Source organism: Pseudomonas sp. CCC3.1 (assembly GCF_034347405.1).
Lineage (GTDB): Bacteria > Pseudomonadota > Gammaproteobacteria > Pseudomonadales > Pseudomonadaceae > Aquipseudomonas.
Genome location: NZ_CP133778.1, coordinates 3,213,570 through 3,238,397, shown reverse-complemented (window position 1 = coordinate 3,238,397; position 24,828 = coordinate 3,213,570). Strand labels below are relative to the sequence as shown.

Below are 24,828 nucleotides of genomic sequence, written 5' to 3'. Positions count from 1 at the left end.
GATTCAGGCCTCTTGGGGATGAGAAAGGGTGTGTTGATCGCCGATCTGCAGGTACTCAAGCATCAGCGCCCGATTGCGTGCCAGCTTCTGCCGGTCGGTGTGGGCGTCCGAGAAATCCTCCACCGAGACCCAGTCGTCGAAGCCATTGGTGCGCAACGTTTGCAGCATGGCTTGCAAAGGCAGCACGCCTTCATCGGGAGGGCACCACGCCCATGACCAGCCTTGACCGGGGGCTTGTGGTGTGTAGGCCACATTTTTGACCTGCACGTGGGTCAGGTGCGGGCCCATCAAATCCAGCGACATCTGTACGTCTTCGCGGCCTTCGATGGCCAGGTTGCCCAGGTCGTAAATGATGCCCAGATGCTTGGCGGGGTAGTGTTCTGCCACACGCATCGCCAGCGACGGGCTGGAGCAGATGGTGCGTTGATGAACCTCCAGCGCCAGTTGCACGCCCTGGGCTTCGGCGCGCGGCAGCAATTGATCGAGAAAACGCCGCATCCGTTCATAGGCTTCTGGATAGCGCTCGTTGCTGTAGCCCGGCGCCCAGATTCTGAGGCGTGCCTGACTGGCGATGGCGGCCAGGTCGATCAGCCGCAGGCCGTGCTCCAGGTCGCCGATTTTAAGGTAGGGGCTGAGCCCGAAGATCTTCAGCCCCAATGCCTGACAGTGATCCTGAATACGTTGCACCGCCGCCGTTGTAGGCGCAATCGTGCAGCGATTGTTGGTGCTGGCATGCCAAGGCTGAGCCGGGTTCAGTCGGCTGGTATCGGCAATCCGCCATTCCACCCCCTGATACCCCTGGCGAACCATTTCCTCGGCCAGTTCTTCGGGGTTCAGAGTGGGCAACGAAGCGCTCGAAACGCCGAGTCGCGGTTCCCGAATGTTCATTGGATGTGTCCTCGCATTACAGCGTCTGGATGTGATGGGTGCATCCTAGATGAAACTTTTTGTTGATTAAATTGATATAAATTGCGTATTAAGTTAACCCTCAGGTTAACCATGAGAGGCCGATTCCCTTGAGCCAGTCCGCTATCAACCTTCGTCATTTACGCGCCTTCACCACTGTGGTCAGTTGCGGCAGTCTGGTCAGCGCTTCAAAGCTGATGCACATCACGCTGCCTGCGGTTTCCAAAAGCCTCAAGGAACTGGAGCAGGAGCTGGGCGTGCAACTGCTGATTCGCACCCGCAAAGGTGTGCAACTGACCCAGGCCGGTGAAGCATTTCACAAGCATGCCGTGCAGGTGCTCAGCAGTTTCAATCAGGCGATGGATCAGGCGCAGACAACTGCGGACGCTCCGCAAGTCCTGCGCGTGGGTGCGCTGCCGACCGCCGCGGGCTACATCCTGGCGCCGGTGGTCGAACAAATGCGCCAGCGTTACCCGACGATAAAGGTGCAGGTGCTGTCAGGGGTTTATGAATATCTGGTAGGGAAGTTGCGAACGGGTGAGATTGACCTGATCGTCGGCCGCCTGATCGGGCGAGACATGCTGGGCGTGACCTTTGAAGCGCTGTACGAAGAAGACCTGGTGCTTGTGGTGCGCAAGGACCACCCCCTGGCGCAACGCGAGCGGGTGGAACTCAATGACCTGCGCCCTTACGTGTTGCTGGCATCGCCCCAGGGCACGCTGGTGCGCATCAGCGTCGACAACTTTTTGTTGTCCAACAGCTCGCTTGAAGGCTTGCAGATTCTGGAGACACTCAGCGAAACCTTCTCACGGGTCTATGTTCATGATTACGACGGGGTGTGGTTCGTCCAGCGGGGGCTCGTTGACCTGGATTTGCGTTTGGGCAGTGTGCGTGCGCTGCCTTTTGCCAGCCCATTGCTCAGGGCGCCGATTGGCTTGACGACGCCGACAGATCGCCCTTTGTCGGATGCTGCGCAGCAATTTATGGAGTTGCTGCGTGCCTGGCACAAAAACAAATCTCAGCCGTAGGCGCTACTCGTCGAGACCTTGTGACAGGGGTTTAGGTTTTCCTCGCGAATCCATCAAAGTCTTTGCGGCGCGTGATGCTTGTGCAAACAGCCAGGCGGCAACCAGTCCACACACAGCACACAGCGCCCAGAGTGCTCCCCAGCCCCAATGACTGACGGTTGCAGAGGCGGCGATGGGAGTGAGGAACAATCCAAGGAAAACCCCGCTGTTGCCCATCGACAGAGCAGTGCCTGAGCGTTGTGCGCCTGCCAGCGTTGCCAATTCGGCGTACGCCACGCCGTGCCAGATCGACACCCCAATCCCCGCCAGGATCACGGCGATGGGCAACGCGATGCTGGCCAGAAAAGAGGGCGTTTCGAGCACGCTGGCGATGACGCTCAGCCCCGCAAACGCCACCGCGCAGAACAAGGCGCAGCCTTTGAGGTACGCGCGGCGATTGTTGTGTTGATCTGTCCAATGACCGCTCCACAGGCGTCCGACGACTGCACCGATCTGAATCACTACCAGAACCAGCGATACCGTCGTCACACTGAGGCCCAACGCATCGTGGAAGTACACCCCTGCATACGTCAGTACGGCAAATTGCGGTGCGCACAGTACGCTGATCGCCAGCACTGCGCGCCACACCTGTTTGTCGCGCAACGGGCTTAGGCGCGGCATTTCGGTCTTCGGTTGTGTAATGCCCGGCTCATGAATCCAAAACCAGACCAACCCGCTGCACAGCAGGCACAACGAGGCGGCCGTAGCAAATACAACACTGAAGCCATAGGTGTGTGCGAGCCATGGCAATAACACCGCACCCAGTGCGTAGCCTGTGGGCACGGCGGTTTGCCGGATGCTCATGGCCAGACCCCGTTCGCGCTCCTGAAACCAGAGCATGATCGCCCGCCCGCTGGCGCCGTTGACGCTGCTGCCCAGCAAACCGGCTGCGAACAGCCCGAGGCAAAGCCCTGGCGCGGTAAGTGTGTGGGCCGAGAAGGCGGCGAGGATGAGCAGCGACAATGCCACGCTCAGCAACCCCGTCAACAGCACAGGCCGATCGCCCCAGCGGTCAGTCAGCAGGCCCCAAGGGATTTCACTCACAGCAATACCCAGCCCGAGGATGCCCAACGCCAGCCCCAGTTCGCTGTTTGACAGGTGATAACTGCTGCGCAGATACACCGCTGTCGCAGGCACGCCCCCGATCACGCATGAAAAACTGACGTTCGCGGCCACCCCGGCGGCCAGCACTTTCCAGCGATGTTGTTGATTAAGCGCCATTGACCCTCTCCCGATGTGTGACTTGTGAGAGGCCAGCGTCCCATGCCAAGATCGTTCGCAAAATCAACTAATTTTTAAAATAATCCCGAAAAGCAGGACGATTATGCGCCCAGTCAGTTTTGATATTGATGTGCTGCGAAGTTTTGTCTGCGGCGTGGAGTCCGCAAGCTTTGCGGTTGCGGCAGACAAGCTCGCACGCTCGACATCGGCCATCAGCGCGCAAATGAAAAAGCTTGAGGCACAGGTCGGTGTGCCCTTGTTGCGCAAGGCGGGCCGAGGGCTTGAATTGACGCAGGCCGGAGAGCAATTGCTTGACTATGCGCGGCGTCTGCTCAGCCTGAATGATGAAGCGGTGTTCGCGGTCTCTGAAGCCTCACTTGAAGGCTGGGTGCGTTTTGGGCTGCAAGAAGACCTCAGCGGGTTTTTGCCTTCGGTGCTGGGCCAGTTTACCCGTGCGCATCCCCAGGTTCGGGTTGAGGCACAAATTGCCCGAAACGCCGAGTTGCTCAGTCGCTTGGAGTCCGGGGCGCTGGACATGGCGGTGGTGTGGGGCGAGGGCGGACGCCGCAGCGAATTGATTGCCCAGTTGCCGATGCGCTGGATCGGCTCCGAGCAGCAGGCACTGGCCTGGAGAGTGTCGGGGGCAGAACCGCTGCCGCTGATCATGTTTGATACGGCGTGCCCGTTTCACACCAAAGCCACTGACGCGCTGGCGCGTGAACACATTGATTGGCGCGTCGCGTTTACCAGCTCCAGCTTGCCGGGCCTGGCGGCGGCAACCCAGGCAGGCTTGGGCTACACCGTCAGAACCCGCCTGGGTTTGCAGGCGGGCACCTGTGTGCTCGATGAACAGCAGATAGGCTTGCCAGTGTTGCCTTCCATCGCGTTGACATTGCGCTATCAGCAGACCGAACGATCGGTTGCCGTCGAGCGCTTGTCGCGCATCGTTTTGCAGGCGGTCAAGTTGCAGTTGGAGTGAACGGTCGAGGGAGCAGGTGTTTGCTTAAAACGCGTACTTGGTCGTCAGCATGAAGTTTCGCGGCGCGCCGTAAGAGCCGCTGCGGAAGTTTTCATCCAGCGAGCTGATGTACTTCTTGTCGAGCAGGTTATTGACCGTGGCGGTGGTGGACCACTCTGGCGTCAGTTGGTAACGGGCCATCAGACTCACCGTGGCATAGTCGCCTTGCTTGACCTTGGCCGGGGCCGGCAATTGCCAACTGTCCACAGTCATGTGGATAGCGCTTTGCCAGTTGATGCCGCCGCCAACGGTCAGGCGATCCAGCTCGCCGGGAAGGCGGTAGGTGGTCCAGACTTTCACCATGTCGGCAGGAATAATGGTTTTGACGCGTTGGTTGTCGGCGTCCTTGACCACGCTATGGCTATAGCTGGCATTCAGGTTCCAGTCTGGCAAGAGTTCGCCGCTGACCTCCATGTCGATGCCCCGGGTCTTGGTTTTTTTTGCCAGATAGGCCGTCTGTATGTCACTGCCTTCAATCAGACCATTGGCGATGGCGTCATTCTTCAGGTCGACTTCGAACAGGGCGATGGCGGTGTTCAACCGGCCGCCATAGTAGTCACTCTTGAGCCCGATCTCGTAGTTGTCACCTTCGCGCGGGTCCAGCAGATGACCTGCCGTGTCGCGGTACGGCTGGGGTTTGAAGATGCTGGTGTAGCTGGCATAGACCGAGTGGTTGGGGGTCAGGTCATAGACCACGCCAGCATAGGGCGTGACCTTGCCGTTGACGCGCAGTGTGTCATCGGTGTTGTAGGGTACAAGGCTCGCCACGTTGTAATGAAGCAAGGCGTCGTAGCGGTAGTTGCTGACGCGCGCGCCGAGGATCACCGACAGGTCATCGACAGGTTTGAGGCGAGTGGCCAGGTACGCCCCGTTCTGCCATTGGTCGATGTCGTCGTTTTCTCGGTTGAAGTTGTAAGACGCGGTGGGCGCATAGTTGTCCCAGGTGTAGATGTTCACCGGTTTGCCGCTCACACCGTTGTTGCTGGTGCCATTGGCGAGCAAGTTGCCGAAGCCATTGCGGCGGTTCTCGTAGCTCTGGTAGTTAAAGCCCACCACCAGATCATGCTCGCGCCCCATCAATTGGTAAGGGCCGGAGAGCATGATGTCCAGACCGTTTTGTTTCTGGGTGTTGTCGCCTTTGGTCGCGGTGTAACTCAGGCCATTGCCGGTCTGCGCGTTAGCGAAACCAGTGGTGGTGCCGACGATGATCGAGTCGTAGTCCCGGGTGCCGTACAGGGAGTTGGCGGAGACTTTCAGGGCCCAGTCGTTGGCCAGCTTCTGCTCAATCGAGGCAAAGGCGTTCACCGATTCCTGGCGATTGCTGCTGTCGCGGCTGGCCGGGTTGTCGCTGCGTGAGGTGTGCAGGCGGTTGCCTTGGTTGTCCAGTAATGGCAGGCCAGTGGTGGAGAACCCGCGGGGGTCGTTGTAGAGGTATTCGGCCCCGACTGTAAGCAGCGTGCTATCGCTCAAGTCGGCTTCCATGACCCCGTAGAGAATGGTTTTTTGCTGCTGTAAGTGATCAGTGAAGCTATTGCCTTGTTGGTAGGCCGCGACCATTCGCCCACGCAGGTTGCCGGTTGGCGTCAACGGGCCGGAAACGTCTGCTTCGGTGCGGTACTGGTCCCAGGAACCGAGGCCTGCGCTGACGTAACCCTGGAACGTCGAGGTGGGTTTTTTACGCACCATGTTGATCGTCCCGGAAGGGTCGCCCGTGCCGGACAGCAAGCCGGAAGCCCCCCGCAGCACTTCGATATGGTCATAGATCGCCATGTCTGACAGGGCCTGGGGCAATGCCTGGCTGAACGCAAATGAGGTGGTCGGCATCCCGTCATATTGGTAGTTATCAACGGCCAGACCGCGGGCGAACACATACAGCCGGTCGCTGCCCGGGCTTTGGACGTTGATCCCCGGCGTCTGCTCCAGCACCGAGCCGATGCTGCTCAAATTCTGGTCATCAATGCGCTGGCGGGTCATGACACTGACCGATTGCGGCGTTTCACGCAGTGACAGATTGAGTTTGGTCGCGGTAGTGGTCACGCCTGTCGTGTACGACCCCGTGCCCTCTGTGGTGCTGCCTGATTCCAGACCATCGATGCGAGTGGTCCCAAGGCTCAGGGCGCCGCTCTGTTCCTGCCTGGAAATCAGGTAAGTCCTTTCATCGATTTTTTGTGCTTGCAGACCGCTGCCCTTGAGCAAAACAGCGAAGCCCTGGTCGACGCTGTAGACGCCATCCAGCCCGGACGTGTTATGCCCGGCGGTCAAGTTCGCATCAAAAGACACCACCACGCCCGCCTCGCCGGAGAAGCGGGTAATTGCCGCCCCCACAGGGCCCGCCGGTATCTTGAACGTCTTCTGCTGCGTGCTGGCTTGCGCCTGTGCAGCATTCACAGCCATTGGCGTCAGGGCGATGCATTGCAAAGCAACGCTGGCGCAAAAAATGGCCTTGGCCAGCGGCGATTTGCGCGGCGGGCAGTGCCGCTCTGCACTGTATTGGGTTTGCCGGGGGGACATGACAGCTCCTGATAGATGTGGCAGCGTTTTTATTTAATTCAGGAGTAGGTCGAACGGAGCGGGGCGTTTCTACAGAGGTCTGATTAATTATTTTTTTGCCCGTCAGGCTTTTTTCACGACGCGTGTCCAGTATCGGGTGCGCTGGACCATTTCGACCGGGAGTGCGCGCGCGACAGCGGCCAGCGCCATATCAATGTTGTCCAGCGGGAATGCGCCCGACAGCAAGAGGTTGCGCACCTCGTCCGAGCACCCGAGGTAGCCCGTGCGATAGCGGCTCAACTCGCCAAGCAGACGATGCAAAGGCCAAGCGTCTACCAGCAAATACCCGTTTACCCAGTTTTCACTGCCGGGAACCGCTGCTTGCAGGGTGCCGAATTGGTGCTGGCTGAAGGTTATTGCTTGCCCGGCGTTGAGCCTTTGCGTGCGGCCATCGGCCAAACTGATTTGCACGGCATGTTCAGACACGCTCAACGCGGTGCCAGCGTCCAACTGGCGCACGTCAAAACGCGTTCCCAGCGCCTGCATATCGCCTTGCGCACTGCGTACCACGAAGGGTCGCGAGTCTTTGCCGGTGTGTACCTGGATTTCCCCGGCCCGCAGTTTGATCAGGCGCAATTGGGCGCTGAATTCAATATCCACCGCCGTTGAGGTATTGAGGACCAGCCGGGTGCCATCAGCCAATTGCAGGGTGCGCCGCTCACCGACCGCCGTACGCTGGTCAGCCAGCCACAAGGGCGCTTGTCGGTAGCCCGACCAGCCAAGACCACTGATCCCGCCGATCAGGACGATACCTTTGAGCAGTGAGCGACGGTTTAGCTCAGGGAGCCTTGTTGGGGTGTGATCGAGCACCTGACACGCCACATCAGCGGGTAATTGGCCCAGTTGCGATTGCAGGCGTTCAACACGCTGCCAGGCCCAGTGATGGGTCGGGTTTTCCATGCACCACTGCTGCCAGGCATGGTGCAGTGCCATGTCATCAGGGGCGCCTGCCCGGCGAGCCAGCCATTGTGCTGCAGCACGCAAGGCCTGACGTTTGTCGTCGGCAGTCACCGCTCTGATTCCAGGGCAAACAACAAGCAATGCTCGGAAGCCTTGGCGACATACTGCGTAATCGAACTGACTGATACGCCCAGTTTTTCGGCGATTTGCTTGTAGGGCATACCTTGCAGTTGTGAGAGCAGAAACGCCTGCTTCACCTTGCGGCCTAACCCGTCGAGCATGGCATCCACAGCATGCAGCGCTTCGACCATCAAGAGCTTGTCTTCGGGTGACAGTGCATAGGTTTCCGGTTGCAGGGCGAGTGCTTCCAGATAAGCCTGCTCCAGCGCGCGGCGGCGGAAACTGTCAACCATCACTCGCCGGGCAACAGTCGCCAGATAGGAGCGGGGCTGTTTAAGCGGGGGCGCTGCCGGATCTTTGCGTTCGCTGAGCAGTAGCCGCACGAAGGTATCCTGGGCCATGTCTGCGGCTTGATGAGAACATCCCAGGCGTGCCCGCAGCCAACGGACCAGCCAGCCATGGTGGTCGCAGTACAGACTGCTGATGGTCTGAGGGGCTTCGTGTGGAGAGATGTCAGGAGACATGATAATGGTACGCAGTTGAGAATTAATCTCAATTTAGCCGAAAGGCCAGATGATGGCAATTACGTGTAGCGCATGCCATCTACTCTCAAAGCACCCGCCCGATCGCAGTCTTCGGCAGCGACTACAGTGTGTTGAAAGTTGTAGGCAGTAAGAGCCAATCAATTAAAACGTGAAGGATATAGCAGCATGAACTTTCCTTTACCGTTACTTGTATTTCTTGTTGCCAATACTGTCTATCAAGTGATCAAACTTTAAACAAATACAGATGACAGCCTCTTGTCCTTGCCGGGCATAGCACGTCATTGCTGATTTCACCTGTGCGCACGAGGCACAGCCGGTGTGAATCCACGTCACAGCCTATTGATAGACGCTGTGTGGGCACAAGCGTATGTTTTGCTCATCACCCTCTGACGTAACCCGTCATTGCACTTTCGGTATTCAAGCAGCCTGTAAAGCCAGGCCTGCCCTCTCAAGTCCAGGGCTGTCGGCTGTGTTCGACAGACTGAATCCATACAGAGAGTTGCGCGCCTATTTTCGTTTCTTTGACATCGTTGTTGAATCGCAGTCGTCAGGCCGCAGGGTTAAGTCATGATGTTTAAAAAACGAATTAATCCCTTTGCTGGAGCCATACGCGTGAATAAAAACTATATAGGCGGAGAGTGGGTTTCGGGCGTAGATGTGAATCTGAACATCAACCCATCAGACACTAACGATGTGGTCGGCGAATACGCGCGTGCGGACGCTTCGCAGGCGCACGCGGCCATCGATGCGGCGTTCGATGCCCAGCCTGCATGGGCAAAGTTCACCGCTGAGCAACGCAGTGACGCGCTGGACCGTATCGGCACCGAGATATTGGCGCGCCGCGAAGAGTTGGGGTATTTGCTCTCGCGTGAGGAAGGCAAGACCCTGGCCGAAGGCGTCGGTGAAGTGGTTCGCGCAGGTCGCGTGTTCAAGTTTTTCGCCGGTGAAGCGCTGCGCTTGTCGGGGGAGCGTCTGGCCTCTATCCGGCCTGGTGTGGAAGTCGATGTGCGGCGTGAGCCAGAAGGGGTCATCGGGATCATTACGCCGTGGAACTTCCCGATCGCAATCCCGGCCTGGAAGATCGCGCCTGCGTTGGCTTACGGCAACACGGTGGTGTTCAAACCCGCAGACTTGGTGCCGGGCAGTGCCTGGGCGCTGGCCGAAATCATCGTGCGCGCCGGTGGACTTCCGGCAGGTGTGTTTAACCTGGTAATGGGGCCGGGTTCGAAAGTCGGCGATGCGTTTGCCACGTCACGCAAAGTTCGTGCGGTTACCTTCACGGGCTCAACCGGCACCGGCCGTCAAGTCGGCCTGGCGTGCATGCAAAGAGGTGCCAAGGTGCAACTGGAAATGGGCGGTAAAAACCCGCTGATCATTCTTGATGATGCCGATTTGCAGCAGGCCGTTGAAGTGGCTGTGTCCGGTTCGTTCTTCTCGACGGGGCAGCGCTGCACCGCTTCAAGCCGCTTGATCGTACAAGAAGGCATTCACGACCGGTTTGTTGAGGCGGTGGTACAGCGCCTCGCGGGACTTCGGGTCGACAATGCGCTGGCTGACGGCTGCGATATGGGCCCTGTCGTGTCCCAGGCGCAACTCAAGCAGGACTGCGACTACATCGATATTGCGCGTCTTGAAGGCGGCAACCTGGCGTTTGGCGGTGAGTTGCTCGAACGGGCTACACCGGGCTATTACCTGTCCCCGGCACTGATCACCGAGACCACCAATGAGATGCGGATCAACCGCGACGAGGTTTTCGGTCCGGTCGCCAGCGTCATCAGGGTTCGCGATTATGAGCACGCCGTGGCGTTGGCCAACGATACCGATTTTGGCCTTTCTTCGGGCATCTGCACCACCTCGCTCAAGCATGCCTCTGACTTCAAGCAGCGTTCCAGCGCGGGCATGGTGATGGTCAATGTGGCGACCGCCGGTGTCGACTATCACGCCCCGTTTGGTGGCAGAAAAAGCTCCAGTTATGGCTCGCGAGAGCAGGGCAGCTATGCCCGCGAATTTTATACAGGCGTCAAAACCGCCTACACCTTGGCCTGATTTTATGACTGATATAACGCAAATAAGCGGCACCACACGGGTATGCGCAATCATTGCCGACCCGATTCACCATGTGCAGACCCCGCAAGCGATGAACACGCTGTTCTCAACGCTTGGGCAGGATCGGGTGCTGGTGCCTTTTCATGTGTCGCCTGCTGACCTTGCGGCGGTTGTCACGGGGTTGCGCGGTATTCAGAGCCTCGATGGCTTCATCGTGACAGTGCCGCACAAAACCGCCATTTTAGACCTGTGCGATACCGTCTCTGACGCTGCCCGACTGGTCGGTGCGGCAAACGTTGTCACCCGTTCAAACACTGGCCAATTGCATGGCGAAATTCTTGATGGCGACGGTTTTGTTACCGGGCTGCGCCAGGCCGGTATCGAACTGGAAGGGCGGGCGGTGTATCTGGCCGGGGCTGGCGGTGCCGCGAACGCGATTGCTTTTGCCCTGGCAGCCTCCGGCGTCGGTTGGCTGACTATTGCCAACCGCAGTCAAGATAAAGCCGTGGCGCTGGTTGATCGGCTGGCCCGTGCGTTTCCTGATCTGGAGGTCTGCGTCGGTACTTCGGACCCCTCCGGGTATGACCTGGTCGTCAATGGCACCTCACTGGGCTTGAAAGAGGGTGATGCGCTTCCTTGTGACGTGACACGGCTGACGGCCGAGCAGGTTGTGGCAGAAATCATCATGCAACCCGTGATTACCCCCCTGCTGGCGGCCGCGCAAAAAGTCGGCTGCCGGATTCATGAAGGACTGCCTATGTTGCTCTGCCAGATTGAATTGATGGCAGCGGCGATGGCCTCTAATAAGAACGAGTCGAGACATGAGTGCGTTTGATTACATTATTGTCGGCGGTGGCACGGCGGGCTGCATTCTTGCCAATCGTTTGACCGCTTCCGGCAAGTACCGGGTATTGGTGCTTGAAGCCGGTGGCGAGCCCAAAGGTTTCTGGATCCCGATTCCGGCAGGGTTCAGCAAGCTGCTGGTCGACAAACGCTACAACTGGCGTTTCAAGACCCAAGCCGAAGAGAACACCCGCGGCCGTGAAATTGCAGTACCGCGTGGCAAGGGCCTGGGCGGTTCGACCTTGATCAACGGCATGATCTACGTGCGCGGTCAGCCCGGTGATTACGACGCTTGGGAAAACAGCGGCGCCAAAGGCTGGAACTTCGCCACGCTCAAACCCTACTTCAAGAAGATTGAAAATTACCCGCAAGGCGATCACCGCCGGGGTCATGACGGGCCGATGCACCTTGAGCAAGTGAAAGAACGCTATCCCATCTCCGATGCGTTCATGCATGCGGCCAAACAGGATGGACAGCCGTTCAACGGCGATTACAACAACGATGAGCAAACTGGCTTTGGTTACTACCAGGTTGCTCAGCGTTTGGGGCGACGCTGGAGCGTGGTCGACGGCTACCTGAACCCTGCGCGGCGTCGGCCCAACCTGACGATCGAGACCCATGCCCATGTGCTGCGCCTTGAACTCAAGGGCACTCGTTGCACGGGCATTACCTACCGCCAGCACGGTAAGGAAATCACCGTCAACGCCACCCAAGATGTGATCTTGTGTGCGGGCGCGATTCAATCGCCGCAGATTCTGGAGTTGTCGGGCATTGGTCGCCCCGATGTGCTTGAAAAAGTGGGAATCACCGTCAAGCATCGTTTGGACGGTGTGGGTGAACACTACATCGATCACTTTGCGACGCGCATGAACTGGAAGTTGAAAAACGCCATCACGCTCAATGAAATGGCGCGGGGCTGGCGTTTGGGCATGGCGGTGGTGGAGTACTTCACCAAACGTACCGGGATTCTGACCTTGGGGACCGGGTTGGTGCATGGCTTTGTGAAAACCCAGCCGAGCATGCCGACTCCCGATGTGCAGTATTTTGTCGTGCATGCCAGCTATGCCAACGCCGCAGAGCGGATTCTCGACAAACATCCCGGGTTCACCATCGGGGTCAGCCAGTTGCGGCCAACCTCTAAAGGGAGCATCCATATCCAGTCTGCCGACCCGGCTGTCATGCCAGCGATTCGGCCTAATTTTCTGAGTGTGGAAGAGGACCGGACCAGCTTGATCGAAGGCATGAAAATCGCCCGTCGGATCATGCAACGGCCTGCCATGCGGGCCTTTGTGGAGATGGAAACCGGCCCGGGGATCGAGGTGCAAACGGATGAACAATGGCTTGAGTTTGCTCAGGCCAATGGCCAAACCATCTACCACCCGATTGCGACTTGCCGCATGGGGGAAGACGCCGAGGCGGTGGTTGACTCCTCGCTTCGGGTGCGCGGCCTGGCGGGCTTGAGAGTTGTGGATGCCTCGGTCATACCCTCGATGATCTCCGGCAACATCCAGTGTGCTGTCATGGCCGTGGCAGAGCGGGGTGCAGATCTGATTCTGGGGGATGCTTCATTGCTGTGAAGTTCGTAATCGCTGAGGAGCGGTGCATCAGGTGCACCGCAATACCTGAATCCACGAGGGCTGAGCCCTCGATCGCAGCCTCGCTTCGCTCCTCAGCGGCTACAGATGTTGAACCCCGTCAAGCATTGGCAAAAGCACTGCTGAGCTGAGCCGCAGCCTGTTCAAAAGCGGTCTTTATTTCCTCGATCACCCGGTTGTTGTGTTCAAAGGAAATATACAGCCGACCATACGGCGACGGCATGATCAAAACGCCTGCTTCGCGCAGCGCCAGATGCAGCGCCTTAGTGAAGTCCGGGTTGGCAATCTTCTCGGCTTGCTCGTAGGTCATCGGCGCTACAGCACCCAACCAGATACCAAACACATTGCCATAGCCGCTGGTGGTCACAATCAGGTTGTGGGCTTTGAATATCGCCTCAATCGCTTCACGCAAGGCGTTGCCACGTGAAATCAACAGCGCGTAGTCGCTGTTATCCAGTTGCGACAAGGTGCTGGTCACCGCCGCACAGGCCAGCGGGTTACCGCTGAATGTCCCACCGCGAATCACTCGGCCTTCTTCAAAGCCGGCCAGGATGTGCGGCTTGGCGACCACCGCAGACACCGGAACACCATTGCCAATGGCTTTGCCGACGCTGGCGATGTCCGGGTCCAGACCTTCGCGCAACCCCGCCAGACCTGCATACAGGCGAAAACCCATCAGCACTTCGTCACAGATCACCAGAGCGCCGTGCTGGTGGGCGACGTCTTGCACGTGTTTGAGGTAGCCGGGCAAGGCCATGATGCAGCCCGCGTTAGCCAGCATCGGCTCCAGCACCACAGCAGCAATGTCGTTGTCCTCGGCGAACAGCCGCTCAATATCGTCGAAGTCGTTGAAACGCAGCAGCGTTGTGCGTTCTGTCGACGGACGCTGGCCGTCCTGGAAAGCCGCTTCTCTGGAGGTGACGTTGCCATAGCTCACATCATCGAACCAGCCATCGAAGCCCGCCGCCATTTTGGCAATCTTGCCGCGGCCGGTATACGCACGGGCGGCGCGACAGGCGAGGTGAACCGCCTCGCTGCCCGAGTTGGTGAAGATGACCTTGGACAGCTCGCCTGTGTGCTTGGCCAGCTCCGTTGCAGCGCCATGCTCGCGAACATGCGCCCAGGATGGCGCAGCACTGTCGCTCAAGGCCTGGCTGACGGCGGCGTTGACCGCGTCATTGGAGTGGCCGAGCAACACGGCGCCAAAACCCAGCGCGGTATCGATGTATTGACGTCCTTTGTCGTCCCACAAATAGGCGCCCTTGCCGTTGCGAATAAACAGTTTTTCACCCTTGAGATCAGGCAGGATGCGGGCAGCACTGGAAACATCACCCACTAGATTAGGCATAAAAACCTCTGATTTTTGACAGTCGTTACCCGTCCCGGGCTTTAAGCCCAGGAGGGTTTCACGGTGTTGGTTAGCGAGCCGGCAAAGGCGGCGGTTGTTTTCTTATTGTTGTTTTATTTTCAATTTTTCGTTGCGACGTCGAAGCACTTCAAGGGTCAAGAGCATCAAGACCGACAGGATGACCATGATGGTGGCGACCGCCGCGATATTGGGGCTGATGTTTTCCCGGATGCCCGAGAACATTTGCAGTGGCAAAGTTCGCTGTGATGGGCTGGATAGAAACAGTGTGACCACCACTTCATCAAACGAAGTGGCAAAGGCGAACAACCCTCCCGAGATCACGCCGGGCGCAATCAGCGGCAACATCACCTTGAAAAACACCGTTAGCGGCGGGGCGCCCAAACTGGCGGCGGCTCGGCTCAAGTTGGTGTCAAAACCCTGCAAGGTCGCGTTGACCGTGATAACCACGAATGGCACACCGAGCATGGCATGGGCCAGTACCAGGCCAATGTAGCTGTTAAGCAATTGCAGCTTGGCAAAGAAGAAGTACAGGCCCACTGCAACGATCACCAGCGGCACGATCATCGGCGAGATCAGAAAAGCCATGATCAGGCCCTTGAAACGGAAGTTGCCCCGGCTCAAGCCCACAGACGCCAGGGTGCCAAAGATCATCGCCAGAGCGGTGGCTGCCGGGGCAATGAGAAAGCTGTTTTTGAAGGCCTGACGCCATTCTTCAGACGTCATCAGCTCTTCGTACCAACGCAAGGAGAAACCGTCCATTGGGTAGGTGAGGAACGATGATGAATTGAATGACAGTGGAATAATCACCAGCACCGGAATGATCAAAAACAGCAATACCAGCAATGAGACGGTGACCAATCCAAATCGGGCGAGTTTTTCGGCCGTAGAAGCATAAGGCTGCATCATCGTCATGACCTCGCCTGGTTGGGATTAGTGAGTTTGCCGTACACCGCGTACAGCAGCAGCGTTGCAATCAGCAGCAGGCTGCCGAGCGCCGAGGCCATGCCCCAGTTCACGGTTTTGTTGGTGTAGAAGGCGACGAAGTAGCTGACCATTTGATCGGCCGCACCGCCGACGAGCGCGGGTGTCACGTAGTAACCAATGGCGAGAATAAATGTCAGCAACGCGCCTGCGGCCAGACCGGCGAAGGTCTGCGGAACGTACACCCGCCAGAACGCGACGAAGGGGTGGGCGCCGAGTGATATGGCCGCCCGCACGTAGTTTGTCGGGATGTTTTTCATCACGCTGTAAAGCGGCAGGATCATGAACGGCAATAACACATGGGTCATCGCGATGATCACGCCCGTGCGATTGAAGACCAGTTGCACCGGCGCATCAATAACGCCCAGAAACAGGAGTGAGCGGTTGATCAGGCCATCAGACTGCAACAGCACGACCCAGGCGGCGGTGCGCACAATCAGCGACGTCCAGAAAGGCAGCAGCACGCAGATCATCAGCAGGTTGCTTTTGCCTTCTGGCAATGTGGCCAGCCAATAAGCGACCGGGAACCCCAGCAGCAGGCAGAGAATCGTGACTACGCCCCCGATGTAGAAGGTGCGGGCGAAAATATCGACGTAGATCGACTGATTGGGGTCGGCCTTGACGATGCTGCCAGAGGCAGAATCGATGCGATGGTCGAGTGCAGCCAGCAGGAAGTACGGGGTGAAGGTTGATGATGCCTGATTCAGCGCTTTCCAGTAATTAAGCTCGCCCCAGGCGCTGTCGATTGCAATCAACGCGTCACGTTTGGATACCACGCTGCTGTCCGGAAGGTTGCGCAGGGTCTTGCTGATGACTGTCCGAAATGCCGGAATTTCATAGCTCAAACGCTTGGAAAGCGCCCCGATCTGCCCCTTCTCTTTGGCATTGGCCAAGTCGGTGACCAACGCCGCATAAGCCAGCTCGCCCGGTAGCGTCTTGCCTTTCCAGGTTGCCAGCGCTTCTGTGGTGGCAGGCAGTGCGGTGTTGACATCGGGGTTGTCGACGCTGCGCGTCAGCAGGGTGCCAATGGGGAAGGCAAAGCACACTAGGACAAACAGAAACAGCGGAGCGATCAGCATCAAGGATTTGAGCGTGCGGGCGCGCTCGGATTTTCGGAGCTTGGCCCTCAGATCGAGCGTTTGCGCTTGGGCTTTGCCCGGGGTGATGACTGCGGACTGACTCATAATCGACGACTCAGTGTGTGGTTACATCCAGCGCACGAATGTGCTCTGGTGCCCAGGAAAGGGAAATCGAACTGCCGACAGTCCAGCTAGTGTTCATCTGGGAGGCAGGCAGCTTGATCATAAAGTCCGCTTGCCCGGCTATTTCAGTGATCATGCGCACGTGGTCACCCAGGTAAATGTATTCCTGGATCCGCGCAGTTAACGGGGTGCTACCAGCGGGGCCGACAATCACGCGCTCTGGTCGGATACACAGCGCCACTTGATCACCCGGCTGAGCCTCGACCACCGAGATTGCGCGGATCAGGCTGCCGTCAGCCAGACGTGCCACTGCGTAATGCTCGTCGCGGTATACGAACGTACCGATCAGGGTGTTGTTTTCACCGATAAATTGCGCCACGAAGCTTTTGTTCGGCGCTTCGTAGATAGCGGTCGGGGTGTCGATCTGCTGAATGACGCCGTCATTGAAGACGGCCACGCGATCAGACATGGTCAGCGCTTCGCTTTGGTCGTGCGTGACATACACCACGGTCAGGCCGAGTTGCTGGTGCAGGTGTTTGATTTCCAGTTGCATGTGCTCGCGCAGTTGTTTATCGAGCGCGCCGAGGGGTTCATCCATCAGTACCAGCTTGGGTTCAAACACGAGCGCACGTGCCAGTGCGACACGTTGCTGCTGACCACCCGAGAGTTGCGCCGGGTAGCGTTTTGCGAAATCGGTAAGTTTCACCATGTCCAGGGCGCGGCGTACTTTCTCTTTTCTATCGACGCTGTTCATTTTGCGGACAGAGAGAGGGAAGGCCAGGTTTTGCTCAATGGTCATGTGCGGAAACAGCGCATAGTTTTGAAACACCATCCCGATGTCGCGCTTATGCGGAGGGAGGTTGTGCAGCGGCTTGTCTTTCAGAAAAATCTCGCCGTGAGTCGGCGTTTCAAATCCGGCCAGCATCATCAGGCTGGTGGTTTTGCCCGAGCCCGATGGGCCGAGCAAGGTTACAAACTCCCCCTCTTTGATATCTAGGTTCAAATCTTTAACCACGGGACGTAAACCGTCGTAGGTTTTCTGGATATTTTTAAAACTGACCAAGTGTTTCACGTGGCAATCCTCACTCGAGAGCAGGCACACATCATCTTCGCTACTCATCTGCAGCGGCATGCAAAATGAAGAAGCAATGGTTAATCGCTCAAGTCGCGTGACCTGCCACCTGGAACCAGGTGGCAGGGTGACCTAAAGAAGAGGCGGGGATTTACTTCTGAGCAACCCAGGCGTTGAAGCGTTCGGTCAGCGGCTCAATGTTTTCAACCCAGAACTCGACATCGATAGGGATCGATTGCGCCAGGTTTTCCGGCGTGGTTGGCAGCGTGTGTTTGAGCTCTTGCGGTACAAAGTCGTTGGCCTTTTTGTTGGTCAGACCGTATGCGATGTACTTGGGCAGCTTGGCTTGTTCTTCAGGTTTGCTGGAGAAGGCGATGAAGTCCATGGCGGCGGCTTTGTTCTCGCTGCCTTTGAGCACAGCCCACGAGTCGATGGCCGACACGCTGCCGTTCCACAGGAACTTGAAGTTTTTGCCTTCGTTGTTGTTGAAGCCAGTGATACGGCCGTTGTAGGAGGAGCTCAGCACGATGTCACCGGATGACAGCATTTGCAGCGGTTGTGCGCCAGCTTCCCACCACACGATGCTCGACTTGATGGTGCCCAGTTTGTTGAAAGCACGGTCAACGCCTTCAGGTGTGCGCAATACGTTGTAAACCTCGGAAGGTTTTACGCCATCGGCAATCAGAGCGAACTCAAGTGCGTATTTAGGACCTTTGCGCAGACCGCGCTTGCCAGGGATTTTTTCCAGGTCAAAGAAGTCGGCCCAAGAGGTCGGTTCGGTCTTGAGCTTGTCGCCGTCCCAGGACAGGCCGGTATTCCAGACAATGTTGCCGACACCGCACTCGTTCACGGCCTCCGGAATGAAATCCGCCTTGTTGCCAACCTTGGCCCAATCTATCTTTTCAAGCAGGCCTTGTTCGCAGCCGAGCGCGAGGTCTTCAGCTTCAACTTCGACGACGTCCCAGTTAGGGTTGCCGGCTTTCACCTTGGCATCGAGAACACCAATACCGCCATCCCAGGTCTGATCAAGAATTTTTTGGCCCGTTTGCTTACCGTAGGGTGCGAAAAACAGCTCGCGCTGAGCGTCCTGAAAGTTTCCTCCCCAGGAAACTATCGTAAGATCACGGGCGCTCGCAGCTTGGGAAACTGCAAGTCCAATGAGGGCAAGTCCATATGCTGCAACAGCGTGGCATGATTTGTGCATTTTAGCCTCTACGCAGATGTTGTGTTTAGGTGGTAAAAATTTTTACCATTCGGGAATAAGCTAGGCAAGCTTTATTTCTGGCCTGGCCGACAAAACTCACAATCGCCCAGTTAACGGCAAGCGATTGTTTTTTTACGCCTTAAATTTGATGAGGCAGGTACAAATTAATCTGATCGGTGTTTTTTTAGCTAGAGTGTTAAACGTTTTCTCCATGGATGAGCCTTTTTGAAACCGTGTTATTTTGCTGCACTTGGAATGTGTTGCAGGGTGCGCAATCACCTGACCTGGTGCGTTTGAGTTGTCTTTTACCGCAGAAAAGAACTCGGCAGTTCAAGGTTCGAATTTACTTTTGGCCCACTCGGGTGCCGTTTATCTAAGGAATCAACCGTGATAGAAACATCGGCGACAGGCCGAAGCCCACATGTTCAAGAAGAGCCACCCGAAAGCTTGGCAGAGGCTTTGGAGACGGCTTCAGTAGGTGCGAGGCTCAAGGCTTTGCGACAAAGCCGTGGGCTCTCGATTCGAGGGTTGGCTGAGCAGGCCGGAGTGCCGCATGCCACGCTTTCAATCATCGAACGGGACAAATCCAGTCCGTCGGTCAGTGTCTTGAAACGCTTGCTTCGGCCCTTGAACGTCACCCTCAGCGTGTTTTTTTCAGACTCTGCTGTTGTCGACCGCGCAGTCTTTTACAAAGCCAGTGATCTGGTCGAATTGGCCGATGGCAAAAAGCTATCATATCGACAGGTCGGTGCAAACCTGGAAAACAGTTCGATGATGATTCTTCATGAGCGTTACGAGCCAGGCGCGGATACCGGCGAAGAAGGCGAGGAGCTGTATTCGCATGATGCCGAAGAGGGTGGAATCATCATCGAGGGTCGACTGGAAATGACCGTAGGTGATGAGATTCGAGTGCTGTCACCGGGCGATGCTTACTACTTTGACAGCCGACTCCCACATCGAATGCGCAACCCCTTTGACGAAGTGTGCATTGTGGTGAGCGCGGTTTCACCGCCTACGTTTTGAGTTTTTGCGTGCCGAACGTGGTGATCGTTGAGGATCAAAAGATCGCCGACTTCGGCAGCTCTCACAGGTTAATCCCAGGGTTTTTCCTGCAACTTTTTTTCCAGAAAGTCCCGAAATACCCGAATGCGCGGGCTCAGGTGTTTTCGATTGGTGTAGATCAGGTAGATAGGTTCCTTGGACGGTATGTCAAAGCTTTGCAGCAGCGGCACCAGCCTGCCTTCCTTGAGGTCTGCACCGATGTGGAACTGAGCGAGTTTGACGATTCCGCCGCCGCCCAAGGCAATGTCTCGCTGTAAATCCCCTTGGGCGAAAACCGCCTTGGGCTTGATCGCAACCGTGACCTTTTCGCCATTCACCCTAAACTGCCAGTTATTCCACGCACTGTTAAACCCGAAGTTGTAGCAGTCGTGAGCCAGCAATTCTTCAGGGTGGCTCGGTGTGCCTCTGCGTGCCAGATACTCGGGAGATGCACAGGTTATCCATGCGCTTTCGCCGATTTTTTTCGCCACTCTCGACGAGTCGGGCAGTACGCCGCTGTGGATGGCAATGTCGAGCCCTTGGTCGAAGTGATCGACATATTGAGCGCCAACCTGAAGGTCGACAGTCAAGCCGGGGTAAGCCGAAAGGAACTCAGGCAGCCACGGCACGATTTGGTGTTTGGCGAACGTGGTCATGGTGTGAATGCGTAACGCGCCACTGACCCGGTTCGGAAACGCTTCTGCCAGAGAGTCCGCCTCGGCCATGGCATTCATCACTTCGCGCGCGCTGACCAAGTAGGCCGAGCCTTCTTCAGTGAGCGTCAAATTACGCGCACCGCGCTGAAACAGGCGCACTTGAAGTCTGTTTTCAAGGCGGGTAATCAACTTGCTGATGGTGGACGGTGTTAACCCGTTCGCCCTGGCTGCCGCAGAAAAGTTGCCATGTTCGTTGGCCCACAGAAAGGCCTGCATTTGGGAAAAATTATCCATTTTGATTCCTCAATTCCTGTGGGGGCACCTGTAGTCGCAGCCTCGTGCCTCGACAGCGACTACAGAGCCATAGTGGTAGCCTGCCATCATTCAAGGACCCAAACAACACGCTAGCCCGCGCGCAGGTGGCCGAGCAGTGCCTGCAATGGATGTTGCAACGCGTGCCCTGCGTGACGTTTCACTTGGCTTCGGCATGAATAGCCATCGGCAATCAGCCTGCCGTTCGATTGGTGGCGTTCAACCAACGGCTGCCAGGACTGCGAGTAGATGATCGCAGAGGTGCTGGTATTGCGCGCTTCATGGCCGTAGGTACCGGACATGCCACAACAGCCGCTGGCCAAAACGTTGAGCGTGAGACCAAAGCCCTCGAAGACGCTCTTCCACAGTTCTACACTCGCGGGCTCGTGGGTGCGTTCAGTGCAATGTGGCAGAAAATGATAGACCTCTTTAGCGCGTGGCAACCCAGAGGCTGGCAGGGCATTCGCCAACCATTCTTGAGGCAGGGCAACGTGTGGCGCGGTGCCTTGGTCGAGGGTTTTGGCGTATTCCTGGCGATACACCAAGGTCATGGCCGGGTCGAGGCCCACCAGCGGCAGGCCGCTTTGTTGCAGCGCCATCAGCCCTTTGGCGGTGTGCGCCGCCGTTTTTTTAAAAGCGCCGAGGAAACCTTGCACTTGCAGTGGTTTGCCATTGGGTGAGAAGGGCGCGAGGTAGACCTGGTAACCCAGTCGTGCGATCAACTCGATCCACTGTGCGGCCAACGGGGTTTCGAAATAGCGCGTGAACGCGTCCTGGACCAAGATCACGCTGCGTTTGCGCTGTTCGTCAGTCAGGCGTGAAAGGCTCTGAGGCGTGGCAATGTGTACATTCCAGGTGGCGCACACCTGATGAAAATCCATCAGGCTCAGTAACGGGCTGTCGACCATTCCCACAACGTGCTCAAGCATATACTTAACGGGTTTGGCACTCATCATCGCGTTGTACACCCTTGGGAAACGCGCGATGTGAGGAATGCTGAATTCAAGCGAGCCGACCGCGTAATCCTTGAGCGGGCGCAGATAGCGGCTGTGATACAGCTCAAGAAAGCGTGCTCGGAAATCCGGCACGTTGACCTTGATCGGGCACTGGCCAGCGCATGACTTGCAGGCCAGGCAGCCGGCCATCGCGTCATAGACCTCGTGCGAGAAATCCTTTTCGCCCATTCGTTTGGCCAGGCTGTTGCGGGCTCTGCGCCATACGCTCGATGAGTAACTGCCCAGCAGGTCGATCCCTTGGGCGCCTTGCAGACGCAGCCATTCGCGCATCAGCGACGCGCGACCTTTGGGGGAGTGAATACGGTTGCGGGTGGCTTTCCAGGAAGGGCACATCGCGTCATCGGGGTCGAAGTTGTAGCAAGCGCCATTGCCGTTGCAATGCAGTGCTGTTTGATAGCTTTGCCACACGCGCTCATCGACTTGACGATCAAGATCACCGCGTAACGGGACTTCATCCACCGGGGTCAGGCGGGCGTTGCTCACCTGTGCCGGGGTGGCGATTTTGCCCGGGTTTAATTGGTTGAACGGGTCGAACGCGCCCTTGATCGCCTGCAATGACGGATACAGCGCGCCAAAGTATTCAGGCACGTATTCGGAGCGCAACCCCTTGCCATGCTCACCCCATAGCAAACCGCCGTATTTGCGCGTGAGCGCAGCCACGGCATCGGAAATAGGCCGAATCAGAGCAGCCTGCCGAGGGTCCTTCATGTCCAGAATTGGCCTCACGTGCAGCACCCCGGCGTCGACATGGCCGAACATGCCATATTCCAGCGCGTGACTGTCCAGCAGCGCACGGAACTCGGCAATGTAATCCGCCAGATTCTGCGGCGGTACGGCGGTGTCTTCCACAAACGGCTGTGGTCGGGCTTCGCCTTGAACATTGCCCAGCAGGCCCACTGAACGTTTGCGCATGGTGTACACCCGTTTCACCGCTTCGCTGCCGATAGCCAGCGTATGGCCCAGACGGCGCACGCTGTTATCGGTTTGTAAGTGCTCGGTAAAGTCGTGAACCCGTTGCTCCAGCCGTTCAAGGTCATCGTCACTGAATTCGATCAGGTTGATACCCAGGGTCGGGTGGTCCAGATCCTGTGGGAAATACTCGGCAACGCCGTGCCATACGATGTCTTTCATCGCCAGCATCAGCACTTTTGAGTCGACGGTTTCAATCGACAGCGGCTTGAGGGCCATCAGTGCCTTGGCGTCGCGCAGCGCATCCATGAATCCGGCGTAGCGCACGTTGACCAAAATAGAATGCTGCGGGATGGGCAACACGTTGAGCGTGGCCTCGACGATAAAGCCGAGCGAGCCCTCGGAGCCGCACAGAATGCTGTTCAGGTTGAAGCGCCCGTCGGGCTCGCGCAGGTGGGCGAGGTCATACCCGGTGAGGCAGCGATTGAGCGGGGGGAAGATGTCTTTGATCAACTGTTGCTGGTTATCGGCGATGCCTTGGGTGCAGCGGTAAACCTCGCCAATGACGTCCTGCCGGGCCGCCTGCTGATGGGCCGCCTCGCTTGCCATCACCCGACTGTCCAGCCGTTGCCCTCCTAGCAGTACCGTCGAAAGGGCCAGTACGTGATCGCGGGTTTTGCCGTAGGTACAACTGCCCTGACCACTGGCATCGGTGTTGATCATGCCGCCGATGGTCGCCCGATTTGAGGTCGACAGCTCGGGGGCAAAGAACAGTCCGTGGGGTTTTAGCACCGCGTTCAATTGGTCTTTGACCACGCCGCTCTGTACCCGCACCCAGCGCTCTTCAACGTTGATTTCAAGAATAGTATTGAGGTGCCGCGAAAGGTCGACCACCAGACCATCAGTCAGTGACTGGCCGTTGGTACCGGTCCCGCCGCCACGCGCGGTGAGCACAATGGAGCGGTATTCAGGCCGCGCCGCGAGTTTGGCAATGCACTCGACGTCGGTGTAATCCCTGGGAAAAACCGCCGCCTGGGGCAAGCGCTGGTAGATGGAATTGTCCGTCGCCAGCACTGTTCTGAGGCCGTGATCACTGGCGATTTCGCCTTTGAAACCTGCTGTTTCCAGTGCGCTCAGAAAGCGTTGGTAAGCGTCATCAAGGCGATGGGGCGAGTCGAGGCGGGCGATCATTGACGGTATTTCCTGCGGGCTAAATTCATTTCTACATTCACTCAACGTATGCTTGCTCGCGAGCTGACCTACGCGGTGAAATTGATTTGGCCTGATTTTCAAGGTCTGGCGGCACCAAGACAAACGTATAACGTGCAGCTTTTGCATGAGGTTTATGAATGAATCCGAGACGTCTTACTCCCTAGATGTCGGTGTTGGTCGCTTTTGAGGCGGCTGCCAGGCATGGCAGCTTTACCAAAGCGGCTGATGAACTGTCGCTGACCCAAAGCGCTGTGAGCCGTCAGGTACAGGCTTTGGAGGCGTTGCTCGGGGTGGATCTGTTCAATCGTGACGGGCGGCGTATTGAGCTCACAGCGGCCGGGGCGTTGTATCAGCATGAGCTGTCGGCCGCCCTGGGCCGGATCCGCAGTGCCACCCTGCAAACCATCGCCTTTCGCTCCCAGGGCGGGACCTTGAACCTGGCGGTGCTGCCTACGTTTGGCTCCAAGTGGCTGCTGCCACGCATGAATGACTTTTACACCCAACACCCGGACATCGTGGTGCACATCCATTCGCGAATCATGCACGCAGACCTGGCCAGTGTGGCGGGGGACATGCACGCCGTTATCGTCGCCGGAGCCGGGCCATGGCCGGGCTACAAGGCGCACAAACTGCTGACTGAAAAACTGGTGGTCGTGGCTAGCCCGCTAGCATTACCGGAGTACCGCAGCATGACTGCGTCAGACGTGGGGGCGAGCCATGCATTGCTCAGCGTTGTTTCCAGAGCCAATGCCTGGTCGGACTGGTTTGAGCGTAATGGCCTGGACCATCGCGTGATGCGCCCAGGCCCGAGCTTTGAGCTCACGGCGCACCTGATTCAGGCTGTGGCTGCTGGCATCGGCATCGGGTTGGTGCCGCGTATTCTGGTGCAGGACGAGATCAAGGCCGGCACCTTGGTGGCGCTGTTCGAACCGATGGAAAGTGGCAGGAACTACTACCTGGCGCATGCCAATCGGTACCAGAACCTGCCCGCGTTGATGGCGTTTAGCGAGTGGCTGTTGAGTTTGTCTTTTCCGGACAATTAG

Annotated in this window: 19 protein-coding genes; 7 read left to right on the top strand and 12 right to left on the bottom strand. The window is 57.6% G+C overall.

Features of this window, described 5'->3' with window-relative positions:
* Positions 1–3: 3 nt before the first annotated feature.
* Positions 4–888 carry a sugar phosphate isomerase/epimerase gene (locus RHM56_RS14290; RefSeq protein ID WP_322233146.1) on the bottom strand — a complete coding sequence of 295 codons (885 nt, stop codon included), beginning with the start codon at positions 886–888 and terminating at the stop codon, positions 4–6.
* Positions 889–1,016: 128 nt separating this feature from the next.
* Between RHM56_RS14290 and RHM56_RS14285 the strand changes: the two genes are divergently transcribed.
* On the top strand, positions 1,017–1,934 hold the full coding sequence (locus RHM56_RS14285; RefSeq protein WP_322233144.1) for a LysR substrate-binding domain-containing protein: 918 nt from the start codon (positions 1,017–1,019) through the stop codon (positions 1,932–1,934).
* A gap of 3 nt (positions 1,935–1,937) precedes the next feature.
* On the opposite strand, the gene RHM56_RS14280 is transcribed toward RHM56_RS14285, so the two are convergent.
* Entirely contained in the window at positions 1,938–3,194 is a 1,257-nt protein-coding gene (locus RHM56_RS14280; RefSeq protein WP_322233142.1) for an MFS transporter, read from the bottom strand.
* A 103-nt stretch (positions 3,195–3,297) separates the two neighbouring features.
* On the opposite strand from RHM56_RS14280, the gene RHM56_RS14275 reads away from it, so the two are divergent.
* Complete coding sequence (locus tag RHM56_RS14275) at positions 3,298–4,173, top strand: LysR substrate-binding domain-containing protein (RefSeq protein ID WP_322233140.1); 876 nt, start codon at positions 3,298–3,300, stop codon at positions 4,171–4,173.
* Between the two features lie 24 nt (positions 4,174–4,197).
* Here the strand turns inward: RHM56_RS14275 and RHM56_RS14270 are convergent, their stop codons facing one another.
* From RHM56_RS14270 to RHM56_RS14260, 3 genes are all read right to left on the bottom strand, one after another.
* Positions 4,198–6,723: a TonB-dependent siderophore receptor gene (locus RHM56_RS14270; protein WP_322233138.1), complete on the bottom strand. Its 2,526-nt coding sequence runs from the start codon at positions 6,721–6,723 to the stop codon at positions 4,198–4,200.
* Positions 6,724–6,825: 102 nt separating this feature from the next.
* Positions 6,826–7,773 carry a FecR domain-containing protein gene (locus RHM56_RS14265; protein ID WP_322233136.1) on the bottom strand — a complete coding sequence of 316 codons (948 nt, stop codon included), beginning with the start codon at positions 7,771–7,773 and terminating at the stop codon, positions 6,826–6,828.
* Entirely contained in the window at positions 7,770–8,306 is a 537-nt protein-coding gene (locus RHM56_RS14260; protein ID WP_322233134.1) for a sigma-70 family RNA polymerase sigma factor, read from the bottom strand. Before RHM56_RS14260 ends, RHM56_RS14265 begins: the two co-directional genes overlap by 4 nt.
* A 633-nt stretch (positions 8,307–8,939) precedes the next feature.
* Between RHM56_RS14260 and RHM56_RS14255 the strand changes: the two genes are divergently transcribed.
* The 3 genes from RHM56_RS14255 to RHM56_RS14245 are packed head-to-tail and all read left to right on the top strand — an operon-like array spanning position 8,940 to position 12,793.
* A complete protein-coding gene (locus tag RHM56_RS14255; RefSeq protein WP_416194855.1) occupies positions 8,940–10,373 on the top strand; it encodes an aldehyde dehydrogenase family protein in 1,434 nt (477 codons plus the stop codon).
* A gap of 4 nt (positions 10,374–10,377) precedes the next feature.
* Positions 10,378–11,208 carry a shikimate dehydrogenase gene (locus RHM56_RS14250; protein WP_322233132.1) on the top strand — a complete coding sequence of 277 codons (831 nt, stop codon included), beginning with the start codon at positions 10,378–10,380 and terminating at the stop codon, positions 11,206–11,208.
* Positions 11,195–12,793: a GMC family oxidoreductase gene (locus RHM56_RS14245; protein WP_322233130.1), complete on the top strand. Its 1,599-nt coding sequence runs from the start codon at positions 11,195–11,197 to the stop codon at positions 12,791–12,793. The genes RHM56_RS14250 and RHM56_RS14245 overlap by 14 nt, the downstream gene beginning before the upstream one ends.
* Before the next feature lie 118 nt (positions 12,794–12,911).
* Here the strand turns inward: RHM56_RS14245 and RHM56_RS14240 are convergent, their stop codons facing one another.
* The 5 genes from RHM56_RS14240 to RHM56_RS14220 all read right to left on the bottom strand — a co-directional run bounded on the left by RHM56_RS14240 (position 12,912) and on the right by RHM56_RS14220 (position 18,639).
* On the bottom strand, positions 12,912–14,159 hold the full coding sequence (locus RHM56_RS14240; protein ID WP_322233128.1) for an aspartate aminotransferase family protein: 1,248 nt from the start codon (positions 14,157–14,159) through the stop codon (positions 12,912–12,914).
* Positions 14,160–14,261: 102 nt separating this feature from the next.
* A complete protein-coding gene (locus RHM56_RS14235) occupies positions 14,262–15,086 on the bottom strand; it encodes an ABC transporter permease (protein WP_322241777.1) in 825 nt (274 codons plus the stop codon).
* Positions 15,087–15,088: 2 nt separating this feature from the next.
* Positions 15,089–16,345, bottom strand: a complete 1,257-nt coding sequence (locus RHM56_RS14230) for an ABC transporter permease (RefSeq protein ID WP_322233126.1) — start codon at positions 16,343–16,345, stop codon at positions 15,089–15,091.
* 10 nt (positions 16,346–16,355) lie between these two features.
* Positions 16,356–17,483: an ABC transporter ATP-binding protein gene (locus tag RHM56_RS14225; protein WP_322233124.1), complete on the bottom strand. Its 1,128-nt coding sequence runs from the start codon at positions 17,481–17,483 to the stop codon at positions 16,356–16,358.
* Between the two features lie 103 nt (positions 17,484–17,586).
* Positions 17,587–18,639, bottom strand: coding sequence for an ABC transporter substrate-binding protein (locus tag RHM56_RS14220; protein ID WP_322233123.1), 1,053 nt, complete (start codon positions 18,637–18,639; stop codon positions 17,587–17,589).
* A 387-nt stretch (positions 18,640–19,026) separates the two neighbouring features.
* On the opposite strand from RHM56_RS14220, the gene RHM56_RS14215 reads away from it, so the two are divergent.
* Complete coding sequence (locus tag RHM56_RS14215; RefSeq protein ID WP_322233121.1) at positions 19,027–19,662, top strand: cupin domain-containing protein; 636 nt, start codon at positions 19,027–19,029, stop codon at positions 19,660–19,662.
* Positions 19,663–19,730: 68 nt separating this feature from the next.
* Here RHM56_RS14215 and RHM56_RS14210 read toward each other — a convergent pair whose 3' ends face one another.
* Both RHM56_RS14210 and RHM56_RS14205 read right to left on the bottom strand, forming a co-directional pair.
* Positions 19,731–20,630 carry a LysR family transcriptional regulator gene (locus RHM56_RS14210; RefSeq protein ID WP_322233119.1) on the bottom strand — a complete coding sequence of 300 codons (900 nt, stop codon included), beginning with the start codon at positions 20,628–20,630 and terminating at the stop codon, positions 19,731–19,733.
* 110 nt (positions 20,631–20,740) lie between these two features.
* A complete protein-coding gene (locus RHM56_RS14205) occupies positions 20,741–23,764 on the bottom strand; it encodes an FAD-binding and (Fe-S)-binding domain-containing protein (protein ID WP_322233117.1) in 3,024 nt (1,007 codons plus the stop codon).
* A 185-nt stretch (positions 23,765–23,949) separates the two neighbouring features.
* Between RHM56_RS14205 and RHM56_RS14200 the strand changes: the two genes are divergently transcribed.
* Positions 23,950–24,828, top strand: coding sequence for a LysR substrate-binding domain-containing protein (locus RHM56_RS14200; protein ID WP_322233115.1), 879 nt, complete (start codon positions 23,950–23,952; stop codon positions 24,826–24,828).